The organism is Candidatus Mycolicibacterium alkanivorans, assembly GCF_022760805.1.
Lineage (GTDB): Bacteria > Actinomycetota > Actinomycetes > Mycobacteriales > Mycobacteriaceae > Mycobacterium > Mycobacterium alkanivorans.
In genome coordinates this window covers 1,747,684-1,770,956 of record NZ_JAIVFL010000001.1, presented here as the reverse complement: position 1 = coordinate 1,770,956, position 23,273 = coordinate 1,747,684, and the positions used below count along the sequence as shown (strand labels likewise).

The window sequence follows — 23,273 nt, the reverse complement described above, 5'->3', positions numbered from 1 at the left end:
GTGGTGAACTGGGTCGGTCCGGAGGCGCTGGCGGTCAGGTCAGGGCCCAGGCCCCGTCGCGGTGGGTGAGGCCGGCGTTGACCAGGGTGCGCAGGTTGATCGCGGCGGCCCGGTTGCGCAGCCAGGCGTGGTTCTTGGTGACACCGAGGTAGCGCAGCTTGACCCGGCGCCCACGCTGGGTGGCGACCCAGGCGATGATGCGTTCCACGCTGGACCGGGTCGGGTAGTCCCGTTCGAACTCAGGGGTGCGGGCCTGCGCGCGGGCCGCGCGCAGCAGGGCCTGGTGCTCGTGGATGCTCATCGACCGGCCGTCGGCGGCGGTGGTGCATTGGTCGCGCAGCGGGCAACCGGCACACAGCTTGCCGAAGGTGACGCTGCGTTTAGGGCTCATGACCCGGGTGTGCCCGCCCGGGCAGGTGACGGTGCGCGCCTGCTCGTCGATGGTGAAGTCGTCGAGGGTGAACCCGCCGGGCACGGCCGGGCACAGCGGCTTCGGTTTGATCACCGTGTCGTGCCCGCCGTCGCGGTACTTCGCGCGGGCTTCGCCGGTGCCGTACGCGGAGTCGCCGTACACTCGAGCCCCGACCGGCGCCCGTTCTCGGCGGTCCCGGCGGCCACCCCATCGACAACCGCACCAACCCAGGAGGATGAGGAGGAGTCCTCGCCCGTGTGTGCCGGCTTCGGGCCGGATCCGGTTGCGTCGCACCGTCATCGGTGCCGCCCGGTGTGTCGGCGATGGGCGGGGCCGCGTCCGGGCCCGCGTCGTCGGCGCCGGTGCCGTGGTAGCTGTCGCGGGCGATCATCTGCTCTCCGACCACAGCGTCGCTGCCCTCCTCGCCGGCGGCCCTGGTCAGCTCGGTGTCGGTGATCAACCCGGTCTCCGGTTCGGTCGCGACGTGCCCGCGGAATCCGTCCTTACGGTTTGACTTCGACTTGCGGGTGTGCCGGGCCTCGGTGTCCACCGTCGAGATCACCCGGTCGTGGGCGACTTTGCGGGCGATGCGCCACCGCCCGTCGGTGCCGTCGGAGCCGTCGGCGGGTTCCACGTCCTGCCCGGCGACCAACGCCAACAAACCCAACGCGTCCGCCGCGGTCGCCTCCCGCTGCGGCGCGTCCGGTCCGGTCAGCTCGGCCAGCACCGCCAACGCGTCACACACCAGCACCGACACCAGCTCCTGTTTGGCAGCAGGGTCGTCCCAATCGATGTCCGGCTTGCCGGGTTTCGCGTAGTCCAGCTTCGCGACCCGCGCTATCACCGCGGCCGCGCCGGGCACCAGCCGCGCCGCCTTCCGCATCGCCGCCACCAGCTGGGTCACCGTGTCCTGGGTGGCGACCGCGTCGTCGAACACCGTCGAATCCACGCACCGCTTACGCCGCCCGGTCAGTACCCCGGTGTCGGCGATCACCCGCGCGACCGCGTCGAACACCCGGTCCGGGCGATCCGACCTTGCGATCCGCTTGCGCCAGTACACCAGCGTCGACGGATCGAACGAGGTCTGGCTCAACGACCGTCCACACGCCACCTTCCACCGGATGTCGAACCGCAACGCCTCCGCGGTCTGCGGATCGGATAGGTCGTAGAGCTCCTTGAGCACCAGCACCGACCCGACCAGATCCGCCGGCAGCGACGGCCGCCCCGTCGCCGAGGGAACAGGTCGGCGATGAACTCATCCGGAAACAACCCGCCCGGTGCTCAGCCAGAAACGCGAACACGCTCCTCCGGCACCAGCTCCCGACCAGCGCCTGCGCGTCCAACAACTCCGCTCCGACCGCGTAATCCCTTGCACCACAACATCATCACACGACACACCACCCACGGCCGTCAGACACGCCACCCACCGGAGGGGTTATTCAGTGCCCTCCTAGCCTCGATTTTGCGTGCGAATTGGTCGGAGTGCGGTTCGGGGTCGGCTGGGGCTGTTCGGGCGCGGTTTCGGTGGGTGGGTGTGACGGTTTGGCCGGTGTCGCTCGGTGTGGCGGGCTTTCCAGGGCCGGTGGGTCTTTCGGGTCGTGGTGGACGGGTGGCGCGGTGGTCAACCGAAGGCGGTGCGCAGGCGCTGCCATGCGGTGGCGATGGCGTGGGCCCAGCGCCATGTGGCGTCGATGCGCAGGTGGGTGCGTCGGGCGGCGCGGGTGATGCGGGCGGCGACGTGCAGGACGCGGTAGCGGAAGGTGTCGATCTCGCAGCCGGCGATGTCGGGCTGGTCGGCGAAGCCGATGAGTTTGGTCCAGGCCACGAGATCGGTTGCGGTGAGGATGATTTCGAGCCAGGCAGCGTTGGCATCGAAGCCGTGGCAGGGCAGGTTGCGCAGCCCGGTGGTTTTGGCCTCGCGGATGCGGTCCTCGACGCGGGCGTGTTGGCGATGCCGCAGCTCCAGGCCGGCGAGTTGCCCGTCGACGACGCCGTTGGGTGTGTCGGTGATGAAGGCGGTGACCCGCATCCCGTCGGCGTCGGTGAACCGCAGCTGCGCGCCGGGGTGGGGGCGTTCCTGCGCAGGATCAGCCGGGTGCCCTCCCGGGCCAGCTGCTCATCTCGACCAGGCCGGTGGCCTCGGCGACCCAGGCGCCGTCGCGGATCGCGCCGCTGGAGTCGATCGCCGGATACCAGGCCTCGGCGAGGTTGAGGGTGTCGACCCGCGTCGCGCACGCGGGCGTCGACGGCGAACCCGAACGAGAACCCCACCCCTTGCCTGCGGCATTCGGCGGCGAACTTGTGCGTGGCACCGGCGGAATCCGACCGCACCAGGATCTTGTGGGCGGTGGGATCGTGCGGGTCGGGTCGGTAGGCGGCCGGCAGCGATTCCAGCGCCCAGCCCAACACGGTGATGTGATCGGCGGCGGTGTTGCTGCCGGCGTTGCCCGCTCGCAGCAGCCCGGCCAGCGCTTCGCCGCCGGCGACCTCGGGGCGGTCCAGGAACGCCAGCAGCGGGTGGTGACCGTAGGTCTTCTTCCAGGTCGCGGCCGCGTTCTCCTTGTTGTCGGAATGGTCGATGGTGATGGTGGCGTCGAGGTCGATGTGCAGCCACCTGCCAGCGGCCGGCGCAGCCCCGGCAGCCACGCCGCCGCCCGCGCATCGCAGCGCGCCGCCCGGATCGCCGGCAGGTGCGCGGCGTCGATCCGCTCGTCGACCAGCCGCCACATCGTGGTCGTCGAGGCGGCCGGACCGAACACGTGCTCACGGTCCCCGCACAACTGCCCGACCCCGTCGATGCAGGTCGCGCCGTCAGCGACCGCCGCGGCGAGATCGGCGAACACCGCCCCCGGCGGGTAGATCCACGGGCCCCGATAGGTGTCGGCCAACGCCGCGGTGACCCCCGCCGACAGCCCGGACAGATCCGCCAGTTCCCGCAGCATCCCCACCCCGGCGTGAGACACGACGCCATGACCATCCGCGGACACTTTCACTCGGGAAACCGCTGCGCTACTCTTCACCTGCGAAGCGCCTTCCAGCCAGGCTAATGGAACCGTTAAGAAGTCCTATTATTCCTTGCAGGACAGGCACTTTCGCGTATCAACACACTCCACCCGGGGCATTGCGCGAAAAATCGAGGCTAGACGCCCTGCTGAAAACCGGGCAGGTCGACGGTGTCGAGGCCGACCGCGCCAAGCCGGGCCGCCCACCGTTGATGTTCCGGGCGGTGCCGGGCATGGACCCGGCCGGCCCGCGTGACTACCGGATGCTGGCAGGGACCCTCGCCGACGCCATCTCGCGGGGGCGCGACCCAGCGGGACGGGCGTGCGCGAAACATCTCACCGAGCCCGCGAACACGCCGCGCCGAGGCCAGGCCATCGATCGGCTCACCGATCTGCTTACCGACCTGGGATTCGCCCCCGAGAAACACTCAGGCACAACCGATGTGGACAAGATCGGGTTGCGTAACTGTCCGTTCTTGGAGCTGGCCCGCACCCGCCGCGAGATGATATGTCCCGTGCATTTGGGACTGATGCAGGGAGCCCTGGCGGCCTGGGAGGCCCCGATCGCCGTCGATGCGTGATAGCGTCCCATGGTTTGGTGGACTTCGGATCTGGCGTGGTTCACGCGCAGTGATCAACGAGTCATGTTGAACGCTATGCGATTTGGTGTTGTTTGGCAAGTGCTGCTGCGGCCTGTTTCGTGGCGATGACGGCGCGCAGGTCGTCCATGGAGACATCGGAGAGGTAGCGGCGGGTGACCTGCCATTCGTCATGGGCTTCGATGACCACCGCGGTGGCCAGGCGCAGGAACGCCGCCGGGTTGGGGAAGATCTCCACGACGTCGGCCCGACGCTTGATCTCTTTATTTATTTAGTTCGGTACGGCGTGTCGTGGTTGCGGGTGGAGGGTGTAGTTCCATTCGCCGTGGAAGTCATGTCGGGTCAGGATCTGTTTGGTTTCAAGGTCTTTCATTTGTTGGTCGGGGATCTTGACACCGGTGGGATAGGTCGCGCGGTCAAGTTCGGCGTGGACGGTCAGTCCAGTGCTTGTGGTGGTCGCGGCGATGGTTTCGACGATGACTTCGTGACTGGTCAACGGTCTGCCGCGCCAGTTCATCGAGATGTGGCAGAATAAGCGATGTTCGATCTTGTTCCACTTGCTGGTGCCCGGCGGCAGGTGGCAGACGGTGATCGTCAGGCCGGTATCGGCGGCCAGTGTGGCGAGTTCGGTTTTCCACTGTCGGGTGCGATAGCCGTTGGAGCCGCCGCCATCAGCGCTTATCAACAGTCGGGAAGCGTTGGGGTGCAGGCTCTTTCCAGCGTTCTGCCACCATGCTCGGATGGTATTGACCGCGAACGCTGCGGTGTCGTGGTCGGTACCCACCGACACCCACCCGGTATTGGCGCCCACGTCGTACACCCCGTAGGGGTTGACCTTGCCCAGCTCCCGGTCGATGAAGTCATGGACCTTGACCTGCTCGGGATGCCCCGCGGGCTGCCACTCCCGGCCACCGTTTTTGTCGGCCCCGACCAGCTCCTTCTTCTTGGTGTCCACACTGATCACCGGATCCCCCGACGCCAAATGGGCGGTGGCCTGATCGTTGAGGTACGCGAACTGGGCCTCACGGTCGCCATGCTGGCCACCCTCGGCGGTCTTGGCGTTGGCCTGCAGGCTGTAGCCCCGCTCGCGCAGCAACCGGCGCACCACCATATCGCTGACCAGGTGCCCACCCCCGCGCAACGCCGCAGTCAAAGCGCGGATCGACTTCGAGGTCCACCGCAACGGCGACATCGGATCACCCCTGGTCACCGGAACGATCAGCGACTCGAACGCAGCCACCAACTCCCCGTCATGGGATTCGGCCCGCTTGCGGCCACCACCAGGCCGCCGCGACCGGCCCGCGCCAGGGACGATCCCCCCATCAGCCTCCTTGCGGCCCCGGCGCACTGTATCGGCAGCAACACCGGTCGCCTGCGCCACCACCGCCACACCACCAGGCCCCAACTCGGCAGCCTCCGCACCCAGCCACAACCGCCGCTGAAACTCCGACAAATGGGGCCGAACAATCGCATACCGCCGCGCCACCGAGTCGGCCAGATCCGCCATAGCACAACCGTAACGCCCAAACCCCTAAAACGATGTTAATTAATCACATGCCCTAAGCCACCGGGGATCGACGGTGAGCATTAACGGGTGTACGAAGTGTTCACCTTCTTTGCTGATGGCCGATACGAGCCAAGAAAGCTGACCGTGGAGTGCCCGCTCGTCACCTGGAGGGGCGGTCAGCTTTCTTGGCTCGTATCGGCCAGGCTAGCGGTTGTTACCAGCACGTTAACGTTCACTGCTTGCCGATGAGCCGGAGGTGGAGCGGGCGTCGAGCGGCCCGGAACGACGCGCGCGAGCGATTTTATGAAAGTTCGCCAAAAATGGCCGTTGAGGTAATGTTCTTGCGTACAGAAATAGTTTGCCTGCAGTTTGCTTTCCTACGCAAATACTTGGTGCGGTCCAGCCTCGCCGGTGCGAGCCGGCGAATTTTGAACCTGAGCGCAACCTGATAGACCGCCGAGTCTCAGTTGGCGTGCGACGTCTCGGCCGCGGCGCGACGCAGCATAAGAAACCGCTATATGGCTCCTGATCTGCATCGATAGGGCGCGTACCGGGACGTGTTCCGCTACTAAGCCAGGCTGATGGATTCTCAGTCTTTCTTTGAATCGGAAACAGTTGGCTACTTCACAACGCAACTATTTCCAACGAAACTATCGGAATTTGGTCTCCGATGATGTGCGCGGTGCTACGTTGCTACTTGCTTGGTGGTCAAGCACTAGTTGAAGGGAGACTTCCCAAATGTCCAACCGTAGCAACCGAGGTACCGGCGCTCATCGGCGGTCGCGGAACCCGAAACGCCCATTCGTGGCAACGGCGGCGGCAATCGGCGGGGCCGGTGTCGTACTGATCGCTCCGGCCGCGGCTCTGATGAATGCACCCGCAGCGCAGGCTCAGCCGGACCCGCTCAACTTAGTAACCAGCATCTTCGGACCCGCACTCGGCGGGATCCCCGGGCTCGGCGGCGGGAATCCGCTCGCAATCGCGGACCCGTTCCTCAGCGGCATCGGACAGATCGGCGGTGCGATCCCGTTCGTCAACATCTTCATCAGCAACGGCGCCAACGGTACTAACGCCAGCATCAACCCGGTCACGGGCTTCGTCACGCAGGCCACCCCCGGCGGCAATGCCGGCATCCTCTGCTGCAACGGCGGCAACGGCGGCAACGGCGCCAACGGCGTTAACAGTCTTGGCGGGCCCATCGAGGCTACTAGCGGCGCCAACGGCGGCAATGCCGGCTTATTCGGCAACGGCGGCAACGGCGGCGGCGGCGGTGGCGGCCGCGGCGGCCTCAACGGCGTGAACCCCACCGCCGTACCGAACAACGTCTTCGGGGCGAACGGCGCGTTGCCCAACCAGAGCGGCGGCAATGGGGCCCCAGGCACCGGGCAGACCGGTGGCAACGGCAACGCTACTGGTGGTAATGGCGGTGCCGGCGGCAGCGGGACACCACCACCGTTCGTCTCTGCCAACGGCGGCGCCGGCGGCGCCGGCGGTAACGCCCTCGGTGGTGGCGGCAACGGCGGCGCCGGCGGTGCCGGCGCGAACGGGACCAACGTCTTGTTCTCTGACGGCGGCGCCGGCGGCAAGGGCGGCAACGGCGCGGCCTCGACCGCCACCGGCGTCGACGGCGGCAAGGGCGGCAACGGCGGCGCCGGCGGCGCCGGCGGCATCGTCTTCGGCCGGGGCGGCAACGGCGGTAACGCCGGCGGCGGCGGCGGCGGGCGCTGGCGCGGCCGGCGGCAGCGGCGGCGGCGGCGGCAACGGCGGCAGCGCCGTATTCCCCGGCGAAAGTGGCGGCGGCGGCGGCGGCGGCGGCAACGGCGGCACCGGCGCCAACGGCGGCAAGGGCGGTGACGGCGGCAACGGCGGCGCACCCGGCGCAGCGGGCACGTTCGGCCTCCAACCCGGCCAGGCCGGCACCGGCGGCAGGGGCGGTGACGGCGGCACCGGCGGCAAGGGCGGTGACGGCGGCAGCGGCGGCAGCGGTGGCGTCAACGCCCTACTCGGCACCGGCCAAGCCGCAACCGGTAACGGCGGCAAGGGCGGTGACGGCGGCAAGGGCGGTGACGGCGGCAAGGGCGGCACCAGCGGCTCCGGCGTTGCTGGCGTTGCCGGCGGACCTGGCAAAGCCGGCGGTACGGGCGCCGCGGGCCAGACCGGCGCTGCGGGTGGCGCTGGCGGTGCTGGCGGCGCGGGTGGCGCCGGCGGTGTCGGCGGTGCCGGCGGCGGTACCACGTAACCGCTAGCCCAGTGCGGTTGGATCCCGGGGGTGTCGGCGACCCCGACGCCCCCGGGAATCCACGCCCTAGCAAGAGACGGCCTCGGTACGGGGCTGAACTGTGACTTTGTAGAGTGCGGGTGCGGTGGCGGGCTCTGCAAATTCAGCTTCCGCGACGCGCCGGTCGGCGGTCGTGGCAAAGAACTGGTCGACCTCGAGTGTGCAGTCGACAAGAGTTTCGAGGTCGCCGGAAGAGACTCCGAATGTGTTGTTGATCGACCGGATGCCTCGCCAAACCACGACGCGTTGTGCGAGCGGTGCGGCAAGGGATGCGAGATCGTCAGCAACGTTCACAAGGGCGCAGCCGTTGCCGATCAAAGTTGGTTGCGAGTCGAGGCCTGTGGTGGAGGCGGCAGTAGTGGGTTGGCCTTCAGCACCGGCAGAAGGAATTGATGGTCGGTTTCTGTCGCGTCGGGGGTGTCGTACAAGCCGACGCTGTATACGTCTGGAGACTGCACCACGAATGTTAGATGGCAGGCGAGGACCCAGTACTTGACGGGTATGCCCGGTTTGTCGGGCCAATGCCAAGTGCACTCTAAGACGCTGAGGCGTTCACCATCAGGTGACGTGGCGACAATCTACTGGCGCGGATCGTAGTCGCTGCCCCCCGGGTGTAGACGGCGAGGACCAGAGGGACAGTGATTTGTTCGGGGAATCTGTCAACGTAAGTACCGGTCATCGGGAAGCCGTCTGCTCTGACTCCACCTCCGTCTTGCAGGACTACACAGAATGATGCCGCGAACGCGACAACTTGCATGTTTCCCCTGAATCTTGAAAGTCCCAGTCCCGAAGACAACCTTAACCACAGTGCTCTTCGGGGCGCTTGGCATCGGGGATGGTAGCCCACGGGTAGCTGACGGCGGTGGTGTTTTGGATGCGTGTCAGATGACGAGCTGTCGCGCTATCCAAATGGCTCCGGTTGACGCCGCCGCCCACACTGCACCATTTCAGGGCTTTTACCCACTGCTGGTCGGAACCACGACGGCATCGCCTGTGAGTGCAAGCGGAGCCGTAGCCGATCACGGGAGCGCATGCCGCCGGCGCCGATCCGACTCCGGACGGAGTTGAGGGTCGTAATCAGTGTCACCACGTTGTCAGTTGTCACAACTCATCGAAAACTCGCCGCCCCGCACCCTCAGACCATTGTGGACTGTCGTGGACTGGTATGAACGATTCACCAAGGGCCACAAGAGAACTGCGGTCGTGTGACTGGACCGTGGCGGACGGTAGCGGACCCAGCAACCAGACCCCAAGCTGAGAACGCGGGTTCGATTTCCCGTCTCCACCCCGCCGTTTCTACCTCGCCGAGCCGGCCGACGAATCGGAGTCGGTGACGGCGTGAAGGTGGCCATAGCGAATAAGTGTGATCGAAAAACCGAGCCCCCGTTGCGGGTATCTGGCTACTGTTGCCAACGTGAAGTCCGGTCGCGCCGCGGCACTCGCCGTGCTACTGCGGGTCGTCAGCGCCGCCATCTTGCTGATGGCGGCCACCGGCTGTGGTGGTAACGCACCTGCGGTGCAGCAGCAGAATGAGCCCGCCGATGTGCCGATGGGACCGCCCACGGTCATCGCCGAAACTCCGCACGACCCGGCGGCGTTCACCCAGGGCCTTCAATTCGACGGCCCCGCCTTGTACGAGAGCACCGGTCAGGTGGGCCAGTCTCAGTTGCGTGAACTGGACCCGGCGACCGGCGCAGTGCTCCGCGCGGCCCCGCTTCCGCCGGATTTCTTCGGCGAGGGACTCGCCGTCGTCGGAGATCGGATCTGGCAACTCACGTGGAAGAACGGTGTCGCGATCGAGTGGGACAAGGCCAGCTTCACCCCGCTACGCCAGGTTCCCATGAGCGGCGAGGGCTGGGGCCTGTGCTACGACGGGAACCGGTTGGTACGCAGCGACGGTACAGACCGGCTGCGGTTCCACGACCCGACCTCCTTCGCCGAGATCGGATCGGTGCCCGTTACCTATCAAGGGAAGCCCTTTACCGGCCTGAACGAGCTGGAGTGCGTGGACGGTCAGGTGTGGGCGAACGTGTATCCGACTGACCTTATCGTCCGCATTGACCCCGCGGCAGGCAAGGTCACGGCGGTAGTGGACGCCGGCTGGCTGCTCGACGACGCGCGGCGAGCACAGGCCCAACTGCTCAACGGCATTGCGTACGCCGGGGCCAACGAATTCCTGTTGACAGGCAAGTACTGGCCGGCGACCTTCCGCGTCCGGTTCGACGTTGCCGGTGCGAAGTAGTGTCGACGACGAGACCGTGTGGTCAACCGATTACGCAATAGCCGCGACTTCAGGCCGCCCTAGTTAATCACTTCCGCCCACCCCGCCCGGGGCCTCCTACACCGGCAACAGCCACGCGAACACCGCCATGACCCGGCAAGCGCTTACTTGCACAAGTCGGTGATTTGCTTCCTGGTTAGATCGGCTTGAGTCATCCGCTCAGCTTGTTCGGGCTCGGTGTTCACCGCTCCAGCCAACGCGTGTATCCCGACGTCTTGCAGATCGTTCGCGAAGGAGCGAACAGGATCGGCCAGCTCCGGCGGAGTTGCCGCGTCGAGGCGGGACAGCAGATACTGGCCGCCACCGACCAGCGCCAAGCGTGCGTTACCTGCCACTGCCTCCAGCGCCACCGGGTCGGGGCCGAGGTCGAGGTTACTGTTCAACTGCACCGCTTGGGCGACCGTATTGAAGGCGGTGCAAACGCGCGTTTTCGGGTCGCCGGGCAGATTGGCAGTTGCAGACGAGTCAGACGATGCACTCGTCAGGGCCCAAATGGCAAGAGCGACAGCGACCACCGCGATCATCAGGGCCGCTGGCGCAACCCAGCGGGACACACCTTGTGGTGCTATTTGCACCGCCGACCGGGACACCTCTCGTCGTGGCGTCTCCTCGAGAGACGTTACGTCAGACTGGGCTGGAACATCTTCGTTTGAATCCGGCATGAGGCGATGATAACGGCGACCCAGTTGGACATCACCGTGAATGCCGTTATCCGGTTACCTGCGGTACTTCTCGGTAAAGCCGCGCGCCGCAGCGCCGTGTTGCCTATCGTTGGCAGGTGAAGCGCACGGCGACACGCCCGCGCACTTCAGCCACCGTCAGCTGATTGTCGCGAATGGGTGCCCAGCAGAAGCGGTCTCGGTCGCTAGAAGGGATCCGATGAATAATAGATGAATAATATGCGTCACAGACACGTCGATCCGACGCTGTTGCTGCGCGAAGCGATGGCCCGGCGGTTGTATCGCCGATCGGTGGCCACCGGGGAAATCTCGCTGCCCGCCGCTCCGGGCATGATCGACGAGTACGTGAGGATGTGTGACACCCTCTTCGCCGGTCTGGGCACACCGTTCACGGCCGAACAGCTCGGTCATCTCAGGACCGTGTTAGAGGGCCAACTCGCGGAGGCCTACGCGACTTCTCAGCGATCGAACATCGTCATCACGTACAACGCTCCCGTCGGGACGGTCCTGAACTACCACGTCAATACCCACTGGTGGACGGTCGAGGCCGCCTACGAGAACTGGATAAGCACCCGTGAGCCGCCACTGTTCGGTACCGAACCGGATGCGCGCGTGTGGGCGCTGGCGAATGAAGCAGCCGACCCCACGACGCATCGGGTGCTCGACATCGGCGCGGGAACCGGGCGCAATGCGCTGGCCTTGGCACGCCGCGGCCATCCGGTCGACGTGGTGGAGATGACCGCGAAGTTCGCCGACATGATCCGCTCGGACGCCGCACGGGAATCGCTCGACGTGCGCGTCATCCAGCGTGACGTCTTCTCGAGGAGCGATGATCTCCGGCACGATTATCGGCTGATTCTCCTCTCCGAGGTGGTGTCTGATTTCCGGACGACGCAGCAGCTGCGCGGTCTGTTCGAACTCGCCGCCCAGTGCCTGGCGCCCGGCGGTCGCTTGGTGTTCAACGCCTTCTTGCCGCGCGAAGGCTACACACCCGACAACGCCGCCATAGAACTCGGGCAGCAGATGTATACGAAAATCTTCACTCAACACGAGATGTCGAGCGCGGCAGCGCAATTGCCTCTCGAGCTGGTCGCCGACGACTCCGTATACGAGTACGAGAAAGCGCACCTGCCCGACGGCGCCTGGCCGCCCACGAGCTGGTACGCCGAGTGGGTTAGCGGCCTCGACGTGTTCGACGTCGAACGTGAGAACTGCCCGATCGAGATGCGCTGGCTCGTGTACCAGAAGACAGGTTGGCACGCTGGACCAGTGGTCGGTGTGTGAAGTTTGTTGATGGTCGACTTTGTTGAGGAAGTCGTCGGCGGTTTTGGTCCAGATGAAGCCCAAGTGTCAATGGACAGCTGAAACTGCCCGTGGGCGGACATGAGAAGTGCCCGTAGGTGGCCAATAAGAACTGCCCAGTGGCGGACACGAATCTGCCCGTGAGGGGTGTGTCCGCCACCGGTCGGTGAGGCCGTTGTCAGTTCAAGGGTTGGACTCCTTTCCCGTGTAGGGCTTGGGCCTGGCGCACGGAATCGCCGCTGGTTTGGCAGAGGTGCGCGTGGTGCAGCAGCCGGTCGATGGTCGCGGTGGCCAGCGTCTTGGGCATCAGCTCATCGAAGCCACTGGGATGAAGGTTCGATGAGATCGCCACCGATCGGCGTTCATAGGCTGCTTCGACGATGCGGTAGAGCCCCTCGGCGGCGTCGGCACCGACCGGTAAGAGCCCGACGTCGTCGATGACGACGAGCTCGGCGCGCACGATCTTGGCCACCGCCTTGCCCAGGGAGTCATCGGCGCGATGGGCCCGCACCAGCACCCCGATCTGTTCGAGGGTGAACCATGCCACCGGCATTCCGGCCTCGATGGCCTTCTGCCCGAGTGCTTCGAGGAAGAAGGTCTTGCCGGTGCCGGCCGGCCCGCAGACCACCAGATTCTCCCGGTGGCCCACCCATTGCAGGGTCTGCAGCGCCTGCTGGGTGGGCAGCGGGATCGACGACGCGCCCGGGTCCCACACGTCGAAGGTTTTGCCGGTCGGGAAGCCGGCGGCTTTGCGGCGGGCGGCCAGCATGGAGCGGGCCCGTCCGGCGGCTTCCTCGGTCAGCAACGCTGTGATGACCTCGGTGGGATCCCAGCGTTGCGCGCGGGCGGTGGCCAGCACGTCGGCGGCGATCGCCCGGGCGTGCGGCAACCGCAGCCCACGCATCAACGATTCCACCTCGGGTGGCAACTGTGCAGCAGACAGTGCGGCAGGAGTCACGGTGGTCATGCGATACCTTCCTCGGGATCGCCAATGCTGGTGCAGCCGAACAGGTTCCACCCGCTGGTTCCTTGCGCCAGCGACGTGTCCTCACCAGCGCCGCGACGCGTCAGATCCAAGCCTTTGGCCGCGAGGATGGAATCGGGATCGCCGGTGGCGAACCGGCCGTGCACGGCGGCGTGCCCGAGCGCCCAGTCGACGTCGGCGCGGCCGGCCAACGCGGACAGTTCCACGGCGTGGGCCATCTTCTGCCACGATCCGTTCGGTGCCCACGGCGGCGGCTTCTTTGAGCCACACCGCCGCACCCGGCCCCAGCGCCAGGAATGTCTGCTCACCCGCGGTGCGGGCCCGCACACGGTAGTCACCGGGAACCTTGTCGCGGTGCTCGGGGAAATGACTGTCATCGATCGCGGGGCTGCCGGGGGTGGCACGGTGATGCCGGGCCACCTCGATGGGGCCGCCGTCGTCGAGGGCGCAGATCACGACTTCGTCGGTCCCGCCATGATGGCGGATCCACACGGTCTGACCCAATAGTGTTGCCGGAAGCGAGTATTGGCAGTGTTCGAAGGTGACCATCGGGGTGTTGTCGGGAACCCGGCGGGTCACCCCCAACGCGGCGGTGTGGGGCAGCTCGGGGATCGCGTGCAGGGCTGGACGTTCCTGGTGCAGCATCTCGACCGGACGGCGACCCGTGGCGCGGTGCACGCGGGCGTTGATCTCGACGTTGAAGCCCGCACAGGCCGCTTCCACCTCGGCGAAACTGGCGTACTGGGGCAGCAGGTTGGTGTCGGTGGGCACGATGTCGGCCTTGGCGAGCTTGACCGCGTTCTCCACCCCACCTTCAGACGCCGGGTCGGCCGGCGCACAGGTCAACACGCAGATGCCGTAATAGCGGCCGAAGGTGACCGCGGCCCGGTTGCGGACCGGGACCCCGGCGATGTGTCCGGTCGTGACGGTCTTCTCGTTGTCGGTCAGCAGGTAGGTCGGGGCACCACCGACGAGGCGGAAAACGCGGTCCAGGCCGGCAAAAACGCTGGGTGCGGTGCGGTCCCGCAACGCGATCACCACCCGGTAGCGGCTCCACGCCAACCACGCCACCAACAGCACGATCTTACGCCCGGCCACCAGGGGGCCGTCGCCGAAGTCGTACTGCAGCCACAGTCCGGGCTCGGTGATCCAGGGCCGGTGCACCCGTGTATTGCCCAGTCGCCATTGCGATTTGATTTCCGCCACCGCACGCCGGGTGGTGCGGTCAGTGCCGCCATACCCGAGCGCCACCAGCTTGTCGTGGGCTTTGTCGCCGCGGATCTTGCCTTTCGAATCGGCGACCCAGGCCTCCAATAGGTCGCGCCAGTCGTCGATCATGCGGGCCCGCCGCGTCGCCGGAGGCAACCCAGCACTGCGGTCCTCGACCGCTTTCTTCACCGTGTGATGCGAGCACCCGCACAGGTCGGAGGCAGCGCGATACGACCCGGTCAGGTCGTAGGCATTGAGTATTTCCATGAGTTCTCCATCAGACTTCACGTAGGTCTCTCCTGCGGTTTCGATTCGAATTAGGCATCGACATCAAAACCACAGGAGAGGCCGCCACGGCGCTGACGCGCCGCACGGCATCAAACAGGTCCGGGCAGATTCATGTCCGCCAGCGGGCACTTCCGTGTCCGCCAGTGGGCAGTTCTTATTGGCCGCCAACGGGCACTTTCATGTCCGCCTGTGGGCAGTTTTTCACGTCCGCCGACAGATCGCAGCCTGCTCGCCGACCCACCGGGTGGCGGCCAGCTTGCTGCCCGGTTCCAGGGCGCGCTGGGCCACCAGTGCGAACAACACCCGCTCGACCGCACTGCCCTCGACACGCCGGCCGACCGCCACACGGCGCAGTGCTGCGCCGATGCCGAGCCGGTCCCACAACCGGTCCAGCACCCACGCCCCGCCGAAACGCCGCGAATCGAGCACCTCGATCTCGCCGGTGTGCGCGGCGGCGATCGCCTGCTGCGGGTCGAGGAACCGCGAGATCGACGCGACCAACCGGGCCAGCGCATCTCGGTCCACGGCATCGGCGCGACCGAAGCTGTGGATCACCTTCGCCGAGGGCACCCCGGTGACCGGGTGGCGTTCGCTGTGCGCCAGCTGCAGATACGACACCGTCGACCCGTCGCGGTTGCGCCGCTTCGTCTCCCGCAGGTACACACCCGATGTTGTCTGATCGACACGCCGATCTCTATCGCGAAGTCAGGCGCAAAACACCTGGCCTGGAACTGCGGCATCGCCAACACGCCCGCGTCGAGGACCGCATCCGCGAGGCCAAGACCACCGGGCTGCGCAACCTGCCCTGCCACGGCTTCGACGCCAACGCTGCCTGGCTCGAAATCATCCTCACCGCAACCGATCTCGTGGCCTGGACCAAACTCATCGGCTTCGCCGACCAGCCCGACATCGCCGGCTGCGAGATCGACACCTTCCGCTACCGCGTCCTGCACGTCGCCGCCCGCATCACCCGCGCCGCCCGACGCACCCACCTGCGCATCGACGCCACATGGCGCTGGGCCCACGCCATCGCCACCGCATGGCAGCGCCTGCGCACCGCCTTCGGTTGACCACCGCGCCACCCGTCCACCACGACCCGAAAGACCCACCGGCCCTGGAAAGCCCGCCACACCGAGCGACACCGGCCAAACCGTCACACCCACCCACCGAAACCGCGCCCGAACAGCCCCAGCCGACCCCGAACCGCACTCCGACCAATTCGCACGCAAAATCGAGGCTAACCAGTCCCCGACTTTGGCCTTCATGTCGAGCCCCATCATCGGTACGTTCGTCAACACACAGGCGGGGCAATAGGTCACCGTTGCATGGCCGAAAGTCCATGACTGTGCCACCTCGCTGCTTCTCTACCGGATTCGGTCACGTCAGAGGTAAGTTTGTCGCTGCCCGCGTGCCGCTGATTCGTCACCCGGCAGAGATGGCCGCAGCCCCGAACATGGGCGCATTACCGACGCCGACAGGGTAAAAGGACTCTAGAGCCGCGCCAATGCTGGCCGTAGGTTTCGGGCATCTCTACATCGACTCGGCGCGTTGGCGCACATCACAGGAGGACATCATGACCACCGCCCACGACATTATGCACACCGGAGCGACATGTGTCGGCATGCACGAAACCCTCACCGCCGCAGCCCAACACATGCGCGATCTCGGTGTCGGGGCCTTGCCGATCTGCGGCGACGATGACCGGCTGCACGGGATGATCACCGACCGCGACATCGTCATCAAATGCATCGCCGCCGGCCACGACCCGACCACCACGACCGCTGGCGAGCTGGCACAAGGCAGCACCTACCACATCGACGCCGATGCCAGCATCGAAGAAATGCTGAACCTGATGGAAGAACACCAGGTCCGCCGCCTGCCGGTCATTGAGAACCACCGGTTAGTCGGCATCGTCAGCGAGGCCGACATCGCGCGTCATCTCCCCGAACATGCCGTCGGCCAATTCATCAAGGCGATCTGCTCACCCCCAGCAATCACCAGCCACTGACCCGGGTCGATATAGCCCGAGACTGTCAAGTTAACGGTGTAACTGGTTGTCGTAGTGTTACTTTCGGCCTTGGGTCAGTCGTCCAGGGAACGCGATCTCGTACGCGTTGAGGGGTGCCTTCCATCGGTTCATCCAGCGTTGTCGGCCTTTGCCGGTGGGGTCGAGGCTCATGATTGCCAGATAGACGCACTTGAGGGCGGCCTGCTCGGTCGGGAAGTGACCGCGGGCGTTGACCGCCCTGCGGATGCGCGAGTTCAGGCTCTCGATGCTGTTGGTACCCGGTATGAAATGGGGTGGAGGCCCGCGTGGTGTTCTGTCTTGCCTGGTCAGGTGTGCTGGGCGTACGGTGCGACCGTCCGGAACAGGGGGCCTTTCGGGGAACACGTATGGGCAGGCCGTTCTTGCTCGATGGGCTGCGAGCCCGTGTTAGTAGTTGGCCGCCCCTGCGACTTGTCCGACTGCGCTGCGAGCGCGTATCCGTAGGTGTCGTTCCGTCCCAGCGGTTCCCCTCCAAGTGAAATCTAGGGAGAAGGGAGTCGAGGTGACTCGTTATATCGGGGTGGACGTCCATCGCGAGTTCGCGCAGTTGGCCGTCGGAAGACGGGATCGTCCGCGACGAAGGCAAGATCGGGATGACGCCAGAAGCGTTGCGCACGTGGGCGTCTGAATTGCGCCCGGATGATGAGGTGGCGTTGGAAACCACCGGAAACAGCGATGCGATCGCGACTCTGCTCACCCCGCTGGTGGGCCGTGTGGTGGTGTCGAACCCGTCCAAGACGCGGGCGATCGCCGAGGCGAAGGTGAAACCGACAAGGTCGATGCGCGGATCTTGGCGCAGTTGCTGGCGGCGGATTTTCTGCCGCCGGTGTGGCTGCCCGATGATCGGACCCGCAGTCTGCGCCGTCAGGTGATGCGTCGTGCTCACGTGGTGCGTCAACGGACTCGGCTGAAGAATCAGGTGCACGCGATCCTGGCCCGTAACCTCGCACCGACGCCGCCGGTGTCGGATTTGTTCGGCAAGACCGGCCAGCACTGGCTCTCACGTTAGCCGCTACCCGACGATGAACGCGCTAGTGTGCCGGCGTTGTTGCGGCAGTTGGACTTTCACGCCCATGAACTGGCCTTGGTCGACAAGGATCTGGTCGAAGAAGCGCTCACCGACCCGATGGTGGCCCGGTTAATGACCATTCCCGGCGTCGATGCCATCGCCGACATCTCGATCGTGGCCGCGGCCGGGGACTTCTCCCGTACACGCCATCATGACCATCGATCCATTCCCAGTCCCGCGATCATGTTTGACGTTTCGCACCGGTTGCCGCACTACGGTGAGGGACGAATTTCAGCACGTCGGCGAGGCGGGGAGTTACTCCTCGTCCAGCGCCCAGCCAAAGGAGCCGGGCTCGTAAGGCCCCCGGGCGTGCGAATGTCCCTCGTCGGGCACGTCGTCGATGGCGCGGTCGATGAGGGTGTCGGCTGACTGAAATTGGTCCTCCTCATCGCGCTGCATTCCTCCGCCGATCACACCGGGGCTGGCCGAGACTCTGGATCACGATTTATGGGCGGGTTCACGCGAAAGCGGTTGGGGATCCGGCATTCAGCCGTGATCACACGCCCGACAGCTGGCGCTGATCGATTCCATGAGGCCGTACTGCAGATGATGCGCCTGATTTCGGTTGTGGTCGAAGACCGAAGTGCATGACCTTCGATGAGGATGATGAGCCCGACGCCGATCAAGACGATGGGGAGCAGGATGCAGCCCCCGCGGGACAGGGCGCCAGCGACCAGGTGTCGTCTGGCGAAGACGTGGTGCGGCGGGATCACCGAGATCCCCCATCGACGACGGCACATTGTACCTAGCCGTCATGGACCGTGTCTTCGGCGAGCGCTACCCCTGGTGCGCTAGCCAGACGACGCCCAGTGGGGGAAGCGTGATCGAGGCCGAGTACTGCTGGTCGTTCCAGCCGATCGGCTCTGCGGTGAGGTCGCCGACGGTGACGCCGCTGCCGCCGAACTGGGTGCTGTCGGTATTGAGGATCTCCACCCACCGACCCGGGCGAGGGAGCCCGACCCGATGGCCGTGGCGGACCACTGGGGTGAGGTTGGCGATGCACGCCACGACGCCCTGGTCGCTCACCGGGAAGCGGAGGAACGACAGGACGCTATGGTCGGCGTCGTTGGGGTCGATCCAGCAGAACCCCGGCCAGTCGAAGTCCTGCTCCCACAGGGCCGGCTCGTGGCGGTACACCGCGTTGAGTTCTGCGACTAGGCGCTGGACCCCGGCGTGTTCGGGGTAGCCCAGCAGGTGCCAGTCCAGGCTGGCGTGGTGCCGCCATTCGTCGTTCTGGGCGATCTCGGCGCCCATGAACAGCAACTGCCGTCCGGGATGGGCCCACATCCACCCCAGAAGCGCCCGCAGGTTCGCGAACTTCTGCCAGCGGTCCCCGGGCATCTTGGCCAGCAGCGAACCCTTGCCGTGGGCGACCTCGTCGTGGCTCAGCGGCAGGATGAAGTTCTCGTGGAACGCGTACAGCAACGAGAACGTGAGATCGTGGTGATGGAACCGGCGATGGACCGGATCCTTGCTGAAGTACACCAGGGTGTCGTTCATCCACCCCATGTTCCACTTGAACCCGAACCCCAGACCACCCAACGAGGTGGGGCGGGAAACGGCCGGCCAGGACGTCGACTCCTCAGCGACCATCATCACCGACGGGTGGTGCCGGTAGAGCACCTCGTTGACTTCCTGGATGAAGCTGATCGCCTCGAGGTTCTCCCGGCCCCCGAACCGGTTGGTCACCCATTCCCCCTCGCAGCGCGAGTAGTCCAGGTAGAGCATCGAGGCGACCGCGTCCACCCGCAGGCCGTCGATGTGGAACTCCTCGATCCAGTACAAGGCGTTGGCCAGCAGGAAGTTGCGGACCTCGTGGCGGCCGTAGTTGAACACCAGCGTGCCCCAGTCCGGGTGCTCCCCCTGCCGGGGGTCGGCGTGCTCGTAGAGCGCCGTGCCGTCGAACCGGGCCAGGGCCCAGTCGTCCTTGGGGAAGTGGGCCGCCACCCAGTCGACGAGCACCCCGACCCCGGCCTGGTGCAGCCGATCCACCAGGTACCGCAAGTCGTCCGGGCTGCCGAACTGTGCGGCCGGCGCGTAGTACCCGGTCACCTGGTACCCCCAGGAGCCCGAGAACGGATACTGCGCCAGCGGAAGGAACTCCACGTGCGTAAACCCGAGATCGGCCACGTACCCCGGGAGGATCTCGGCGGCCTCCCGATAGGTCAGCGGGCGCCACGACCCGTCGTCGTTGCGGGTCTGCCGCCACGACCCCAGATGGCACTCATAGATCGAGACCGGGGCGCGCATCAGGTCCACGCTGGCACGATCGGCGATCCACTGCGCGTCCTGCCACTCATGCGTGCTGGCGGTGACGATGCTGGCGGTGGCGGGCGGCACCTCCGCAGCAAAGGCGAACGGGTCGGCCCGCAAGCCGAGGTGCCCGCCCTGGCTGACCACCTCGTACTTGTAGCAAGCCCCCGGCCCCACTCCCGGCAGGAAGATCTCCCAAACCCCGGAGCTGCCCAGCACCCGCATCGGGTGAACCCGCCCGTCCCAGCCGTTGAAGTCCCCGACAACACGCACACTTCTGGCGCTCGGAGCCCAGACAGCGAACGAGGTCCCGCGCAACCCTTGATGCACGCGCACAATGGCGCCCAAATGCCGCCACAACCCCTCATGCCGACCCTCGCCCAGCAGGTGCAGATCCATCTCCCCCAGCGTCGGCCAACATCCGTAGGGATCATCAAAGAATGTCGTCGTCCCGTTGCGGTCGGTCGACTCCAGGCGGTAAGCGGGCACGGCATCCGCCTCCAGCACGCCGGCGAACACACCGGCGGCGTGAATGCGGCGCATCTCGATGCGCGCCCCGCCGCTCAGCACCGCCATCCCCGCAGCATCCGGGCGCCAGCCGCGGATCACCACCCGCACCCGCCCGTCGCTGGCCTTCTCCAGGTGCGGGCCCAGGACCTGGTGCGGGTCGGGATGATCACCCGCCAGGAGCCGCTCAAGATCCGCTCGGCAGACCGAACCCCCGAGTTCGACCGGTGCACTCATAACCGTTCCCTCCCCGACCAAGCGCCGTCGATCGCGCGGCCCGTCACGCGGCACATCCACCATCCTGGCGGTCGACGTACAGCGCAGAAGCGACCGGACCAAATCGGACCAATCAACCACCGTGGCGGCGGCCACTCACTCCTTGCTTAGCGTCTGGCCCGCACTTCGAACGACGGCGCGCAAGAACTCGATTCGCGCCGTGACGAGCTCCTCGGTCAAGTCTAGGGCGGCGTCGACGACGGTCTTGCGCCGCGACTGGTCGGCGAGCACGGGAGTCACTGCATCAACGAACTTTCGCACAGCCTCGATCGCTGTCGTCCGACCGGCTTCGACCGATTCGAGCACGTCATCGGACATCTCAGCCCAGCCCGCCACGTTCTTCTGCGGAGTCTCCGTCATGATCACGCTCCTAACTAAACTAATGGCCTAATGACTCTGCTGTTGCCGCTGCTCGCGTACCAAGAACGAACCTGCGAAACTATCTACCCCGACCTCACCGACGCTATTTGCCTTCAACGCCCCCGCACTAGTGGCTAAATGCTCAACGGCAACTGAATTTTGACCCCTCGGCCCAACGTAGGTTCCACGCGGGGTATTCACTCGCCGTCGAGAACCGGCCTGGTCGGCTGTTTCGTCATCGGAGCAGCTCCTCCCCTTCCGCGCGCGTCAACGCATCCCACGCTGGGCGTTAACAATGTCTGTCAACAACTGGTCACGCAGGCTGGTCATGGAGGTCTTCGACTGGATCGGAGGGGCCGTCATGCTTGTCATCGGTTGGACTGATCGTTCTGCTCGTCGCGCTCATGGGCATGCTGGGCAACACGTTGAGCGGCACTCGGTATGGAGTCGGCCGCGTCATTCTGGATGCAGACGAGTGGACCGATCGTGTGCGCCGACATCATGACGATAACGGGGGCCAGCCCCAGGTGCGAGCAACTGCCCGGTGCCGGGTTCGTCGTCAAGGTGACGGTCCGGAGCCGGGTAGATCGGTTGGCGCAGAGCCGATTCCGAGCCCTCGACGCCAACACGAGGTGGCCCCTTCCGCGGTGACGCTGTAGTAGACCACCCTGGTGTCTCGTGTCTGCAGCACCGAGGTGATCGGGACCGCCCTGGTCCGCAAGGCTGCGGGCCTGGGGTATCGGCGGATCGCCACCGCGCTGGGCCGCTCCCCGTCGACCGTGCGCCGATGGCTGCGTCGCACCCACGGCTGAGATCATCTCGACCGGCTGTGCCAGCGCGGCGTGCAGGTGCTGGTCCGGGTCGACCCGGACGCGTTCAACGAGCTGGCCATCACCGGCAACCTGCTGCGTGACGCGCTCACCGTGCTCGCCGCAACGACCTGGTGGACGCGTCGGCGGCTGGGCTTGACCGAGCCGGTGTGGAATCTCGTCGGGCTGTACTCGGGTGGGCGGCTGCTCGCTCCGCCGGGCTGACGCCGTCGCGGGCGCGGACCGCCATGCCCGCCGATTTCGCATGCCCATCGTCGTCCGTCACCATAAACACGACCACTGCCAGTCACTCCGTCACCGTGCACACCACGGCGTCAGCATGCACACCAGCTCCGCGTGTTCGTCCTCACCGAAAGTGACGCCGTCATGCTCATCTTGAACGCCGGGCAACACGTGACCGGATCGGACGGCACGTTGTTCCTTTTCGGGACGTTAGGGGGCGCGCAGTAATAGGGTGGTTTCAGTTGGGCGTGTCGCGGTGTGATCGGCTGTGAGCGTGTAGTTCCAGTCGCCGTGGAACTCGTGACGGTTCAGCCGGGTGGCTTCGAGGGCGGCGATCTGCTTGTCGGTGATCTTGATGCCGCGCTCGTAGGTGGTGGTGTCAAGCACCGCGTTCACGGTCAGCCCGGTGGATGTGGTTGTCGCCCTCAGGGTTTCGATGACTACCTCGTGGGACTCCAGGGGGCGTCCGCGCCAGTTGCGGCTGATCGCGGAGAACAGCCGGTGTTCGATCTTGTTCCATTTGGAGGTGCCGGGCGGCAGGTGGCAGACCGTGATGTCGAGTCCGGCCTCGGTGGCGAAGGCGGCGAGTTCGGTTTTCCACAGCCGCAGCCGGGATCCGTTGGACCCGCCGGAGTCGGCGGTGATCAGCAGCTTGTCCGAGCCGGGATAGCTGATGGCGCCCATCGTGGTCCACCAGCGGCGGATCGATTCCACCGCGAACGCGCCGGTGTCGGCGTCGGTGCCGACGTTGACCCAGCCGGTGTCAGCGGCGATGTCGTAGACCCCGTAGGGGGCCACCTTGCCCTGGGCCTTGTCGGCGAAGTCGTGCACCTGCACCTGCCGGGGTGACCCGGCGGGCTCCCATTCGCGGCCGGCAGCTTTGTAGTTGCCGACGACGGCCGCCACGATATCCGGATGCACCGCAGCGGCCGCAGCGACCAGCTTGATCCCGCCCCGACCCAGCACCTTGGCCTCCGCGCCGAGCAACAATCGCCACGCCCGCTCATCCAGATGCGGGCGGATCAACAACAAACGGGCGGCGACCGGATCGGAGTCCACAGCAGGCAGCGTCACACCACAAGTGTGGACGACACAAAAGCCTAATCAATTACTGCGCTAGCCCATAGTTCAGGGCTTATGGTAAAGGTTCCACGTTTCGCTGCGCG

14 protein-coding genes and 11 pseudogenes are annotated in these 23,273 nt (G+C 66.1%); 11 read left to right on the top strand and 14 right to left on the bottom strand.

Annotated features, from left to right (window positions below; translation table 11 throughout):
* Positions 1–34 precede the first annotated feature (34 nt).
* The 3 pseudogenes from K9U37_RS08930 to K9U37_RS08920 all read right to left on the bottom strand — a co-directional run.
* Positions 35–580 (bottom strand): annotated as a pseudogene (locus K9U37_RS08930) (transposase); the annotation flags it as partial.
* An 886-nt stretch (positions 581–1,466) separates the two neighbouring features.
* Positions 1,467–1,631: pseudogene (locus K9U37_RS20460) on the bottom strand (transposase family protein); the annotation flags it as partial.
* 402 nt (positions 1,632–2,033) lie between these two features.
* A pseudogene (locus K9U37_RS08920) lies at positions 2,034–3,432 on the bottom strand (IS1380 family transposase).
* Between the two features lie 101 nt (positions 3,433–3,533).
* On the opposite strand from K9U37_RS08920, the gene K9U37_RS08915 reads away from it, so the two are divergent.
* Positions 3,534–3,995: a helix-turn-helix domain-containing protein gene (locus K9U37_RS08915; protein ID WP_243071379.1), complete on the top strand. Its 462-nt coding sequence runs from the start codon at positions 3,534–3,536 to the stop codon at positions 3,993–3,995.
* Positions 3,996–4,068: 73 nt separating this feature from the next.
* Here the strand turns inward: K9U37_RS08915 and K9U37_RS08910 are convergent.
* Together K9U37_RS08910 and K9U37_RS08905 are read right to left on the bottom strand one after the other, a co-directional pair.
* Positions 4,069–4,284: pseudogene (locus K9U37_RS08910) on the bottom strand (transposase); the annotation flags it as partial.
* Between the two features lie 21 nt (positions 4,285–4,305).
* Positions 4,306–5,520, bottom strand: a pseudogene (locus K9U37_RS08905) (ISAzo13 family transposase); the annotation flags it as partial.
* Between the two features lie 804 nt (positions 5,521–6,324).
* Between K9U37_RS08905 and K9U37_RS08900 the strand changes: the two are divergent.
* Both K9U37_RS08900 and K9U37_RS08895 read left to right on the top strand, forming a co-directional pair.
* Complete coding sequence (locus K9U37_RS08900; RefSeq protein ID WP_243073494.1) at positions 6,325–7,374, top strand: hypothetical protein; 1,050 nt, start codon at positions 6,325–6,327, stop codon at positions 7,372–7,374.
* Positions 7,371–7,766: a hypothetical protein gene (locus tag K9U37_RS08895; RefSeq protein ID WP_243073493.1), complete on the top strand. Its 396-nt coding sequence runs from the start codon at positions 7,371–7,373 to the stop codon at positions 7,764–7,766. Before K9U37_RS08900 ends, K9U37_RS08895 begins: the two co-directional genes overlap by 4 nt.
* 59 nt (positions 7,767–7,825) lie before the next feature.
* Here K9U37_RS08895 and K9U37_RS08890 read toward each other — a convergent pair whose 3' ends face one another.
* Complete coding sequence (locus K9U37_RS08890; RefSeq protein WP_243071378.1) at positions 7,826–8,116, bottom strand: hypothetical protein; 291 nt, start codon at positions 8,114–8,116, stop codon at positions 7,826–7,828.
* Between the two features lie 1,162 nt (positions 8,117–9,278).
* On the opposite strand from K9U37_RS08890, the gene K9U37_RS08885 reads away from it, so the two are divergent.
* On the top strand, positions 9,279–10,040 hold the full coding sequence (locus tag K9U37_RS08885) for a glutaminyl-peptide cyclotransferase (RefSeq protein WP_243073293.1): 762 nt from the start codon (positions 9,279–9,281) through the stop codon (positions 10,038–10,040).
* Between the two features lie 143 nt (positions 10,041–10,183).
* Here the strand turns inward: K9U37_RS08885 and K9U37_RS08880 are convergent, their stop codons facing one another.
* Positions 10,184–10,603 (bottom strand): hypothetical protein, encoded by a 420-nt coding sequence (locus K9U37_RS08880; RefSeq protein ID WP_243071377.1) that lies wholly within the window; start codon positions 10,601–10,603, stop codon positions 10,184–10,186.
* Between the two features lie 366 nt (positions 10,604–10,969).
* On the opposite strand from K9U37_RS08880, the gene K9U37_RS08875 reads away from it, so the two are divergent.
* A complete protein-coding gene (locus K9U37_RS08875) occupies positions 10,970–12,043 on the top strand; it encodes a class I SAM-dependent methyltransferase (protein ID WP_243071376.1) in 1,074 nt (357 codons plus the stop codon).
* Positions 12,044–12,239: 196 nt separating this feature from the next.
* Here K9U37_RS08875 and K9U37_RS08870 read toward each other — a convergent pair whose 3' ends face one another.
* From K9U37_RS08870 to K9U37_RS08860, 3 genes and pseudogenes are all read right to left on the bottom strand, one after another.
* Positions 12,240–13,028: an ATP-binding protein gene (locus tag K9U37_RS08870; protein ID WP_243071375.1), complete on the bottom strand. Its 789-nt coding sequence runs from the start codon at positions 13,026–13,028 to the stop codon at positions 12,240–12,242.
* A pseudogene (istA, locus tag K9U37_RS08865) lies at positions 13,025–14,543 on the bottom strand (IS21 family transposase). The gene K9U37_RS08870 and the pseudogene istA overlap by 4 nt, the downstream one beginning before the upstream one ends.
* Before the next feature lie 216 nt (positions 14,544–14,759).
* Positions 14,760–15,206, bottom strand: a pseudogene (locus K9U37_RS08860) (IS1634 family transposase N-terminal domain-related protein); the annotation flags it as partial.
* Positions 15,207–15,265: 59 nt separating this feature from the next.
* Here K9U37_RS08860 and K9U37_RS08855 point away from each other — a divergent pair.
* A pseudogene (locus K9U37_RS08855) lies at positions 15,266–15,613 on the top strand (transposase); the annotation flags it as partial.
* Between the two features lie 503 nt (positions 15,614–16,116).
* Positions 16,117–16,551 carry a CBS domain-containing protein gene (locus K9U37_RS08850; protein ID WP_243071373.1) on the top strand — a complete coding sequence of 145 codons (435 nt, stop codon included), beginning with the start codon at positions 16,117–16,119 and terminating at the stop codon, positions 16,549–16,551.
* 57 nt (positions 16,552–16,608) lie between these two features.
* On the opposite strand, the pseudogene K9U37_RS08845 reads toward K9U37_RS08850, so the two are convergent.
* Positions 16,609–16,836, bottom strand: a pseudogene (locus K9U37_RS08845) (transposase); the annotation flags it as partial.
* 514 nt (positions 16,837–17,350) lie between these two features.
* On the opposite strand from K9U37_RS08845, the pseudogene K9U37_RS08840 reads away from it, so the two are divergent.
* Positions 17,351–17,599, top strand: a pseudogene (locus K9U37_RS08840) (IS110 family transposase); the annotation flags it as partial.
* A 75-nt stretch (positions 17,600–17,674) separates the two neighbouring features.
* Positions 17,675–18,028 carry a hypothetical protein gene (locus K9U37_RS08835; RefSeq protein ID WP_243071371.1) on the top strand — a complete coding sequence of 118 codons (354 nt, stop codon included), beginning with the start codon at positions 17,675–17,677 and terminating at the stop codon, positions 18,026–18,028.
* A 408-nt stretch (positions 18,029–18,436) separates the two neighbouring features.
* Here the strand turns inward: K9U37_RS08835 and glgB are convergent, their stop codons facing one another.
* The gene (gene glgB / locus K9U37_RS08830; RefSeq protein ID WP_243071370.1) at positions 18,437–20,656 is read right to left on the bottom strand and encodes a 1,4-alpha-glucan branching protein GlgB; all 2,220 of its coding nucleotides are present in this window, start codon (positions 20,654–20,656) and stop codon (positions 18,437–18,439) included.
* Between the two features lie 135 nt (positions 20,657–20,791).
* Positions 20,792–21,055, bottom strand: a complete 264-nt coding sequence (locus tag K9U37_RS08825; protein WP_243071369.1) for a hypothetical protein — start codon at positions 21,053–21,055, stop codon at positions 20,792–20,794.
* 671 nt (positions 21,056–21,726) lie between these two features.
* Between K9U37_RS08825 and K9U37_RS19855 the strand changes: the two genes are divergently transcribed.
* On the top strand, positions 21,727–21,867 hold the full coding sequence (locus K9U37_RS19855) for a helix-turn-helix domain-containing protein (protein WP_243071368.1): 141 nt from the start codon (positions 21,727–21,729) through the stop codon (positions 21,865–21,867).
* A gap of 30 nt (positions 21,868–21,897) precedes the next feature.
* Entirely contained in the window at positions 21,898–22,089 is a 192-nt protein-coding gene (locus K9U37_RS08815) for a hypothetical protein (protein ID WP_243071367.1), read from the top strand.
* A gap of 228 nt (positions 22,090–22,317) precedes the next feature.
* On the opposite strand, the pseudogene K9U37_RS08810 reads toward K9U37_RS08815, so the two are convergent.
* Positions 22,318–23,004, bottom strand: a pseudogene (locus K9U37_RS08810) (ISAzo13 family transposase); the annotation flags it as partial.
* Between the last annotated feature and the right edge of the window lie 269 nt (positions 23,005–23,273).

Coding starts and splice junctions, on each gene's coding strand:
- K9U37_RS08885 (WP_243073293.1), top strand. CDS start 9,279: ATGGCGGCCACCGGCTGTGGTGGTAACGCACCTGCGGTGCAGCAGCAG.
- K9U37_RS08880 (WP_243071377.1), bottom strand. CDS start 10,603: ATGATCGCGGTGGTCGCTGTCGCTCTTGCCATTTGGGCCCTGACGAGT.
- K9U37_RS08875 (WP_243071376.1), top strand. CDS start 10,970: ATGAATAATATGCGTCACAGACACGTCGATCCGACGCTGTTGCTGCGC.
- K9U37_RS08870 (WP_243071375.1), bottom strand. CDS start 13,028: ATGACCACCGTGACTCCTGCCGCACTGTCTGCTGCACAGTTGCCACCC.
- K9U37_RS08850 (WP_243071373.1), top strand. CDS start 16,117: ATGACCACCGCCCACGACATTATGCACACCGGAGCGACATGTGTCGGC.
- glgB (WP_243071370.1), bottom strand. CDS start 20,656: ATGAGTGCACCGGTCGAACTCGGGGGTTCGGTCTGCCGAGCGGATCTT.
- K9U37_RS08825 (WP_243071369.1), bottom strand. CDS start 21,055: ATGACGGAGACTCCGCAGAAGAACGTGGCGGGCTGGGCTGAGATGTCC.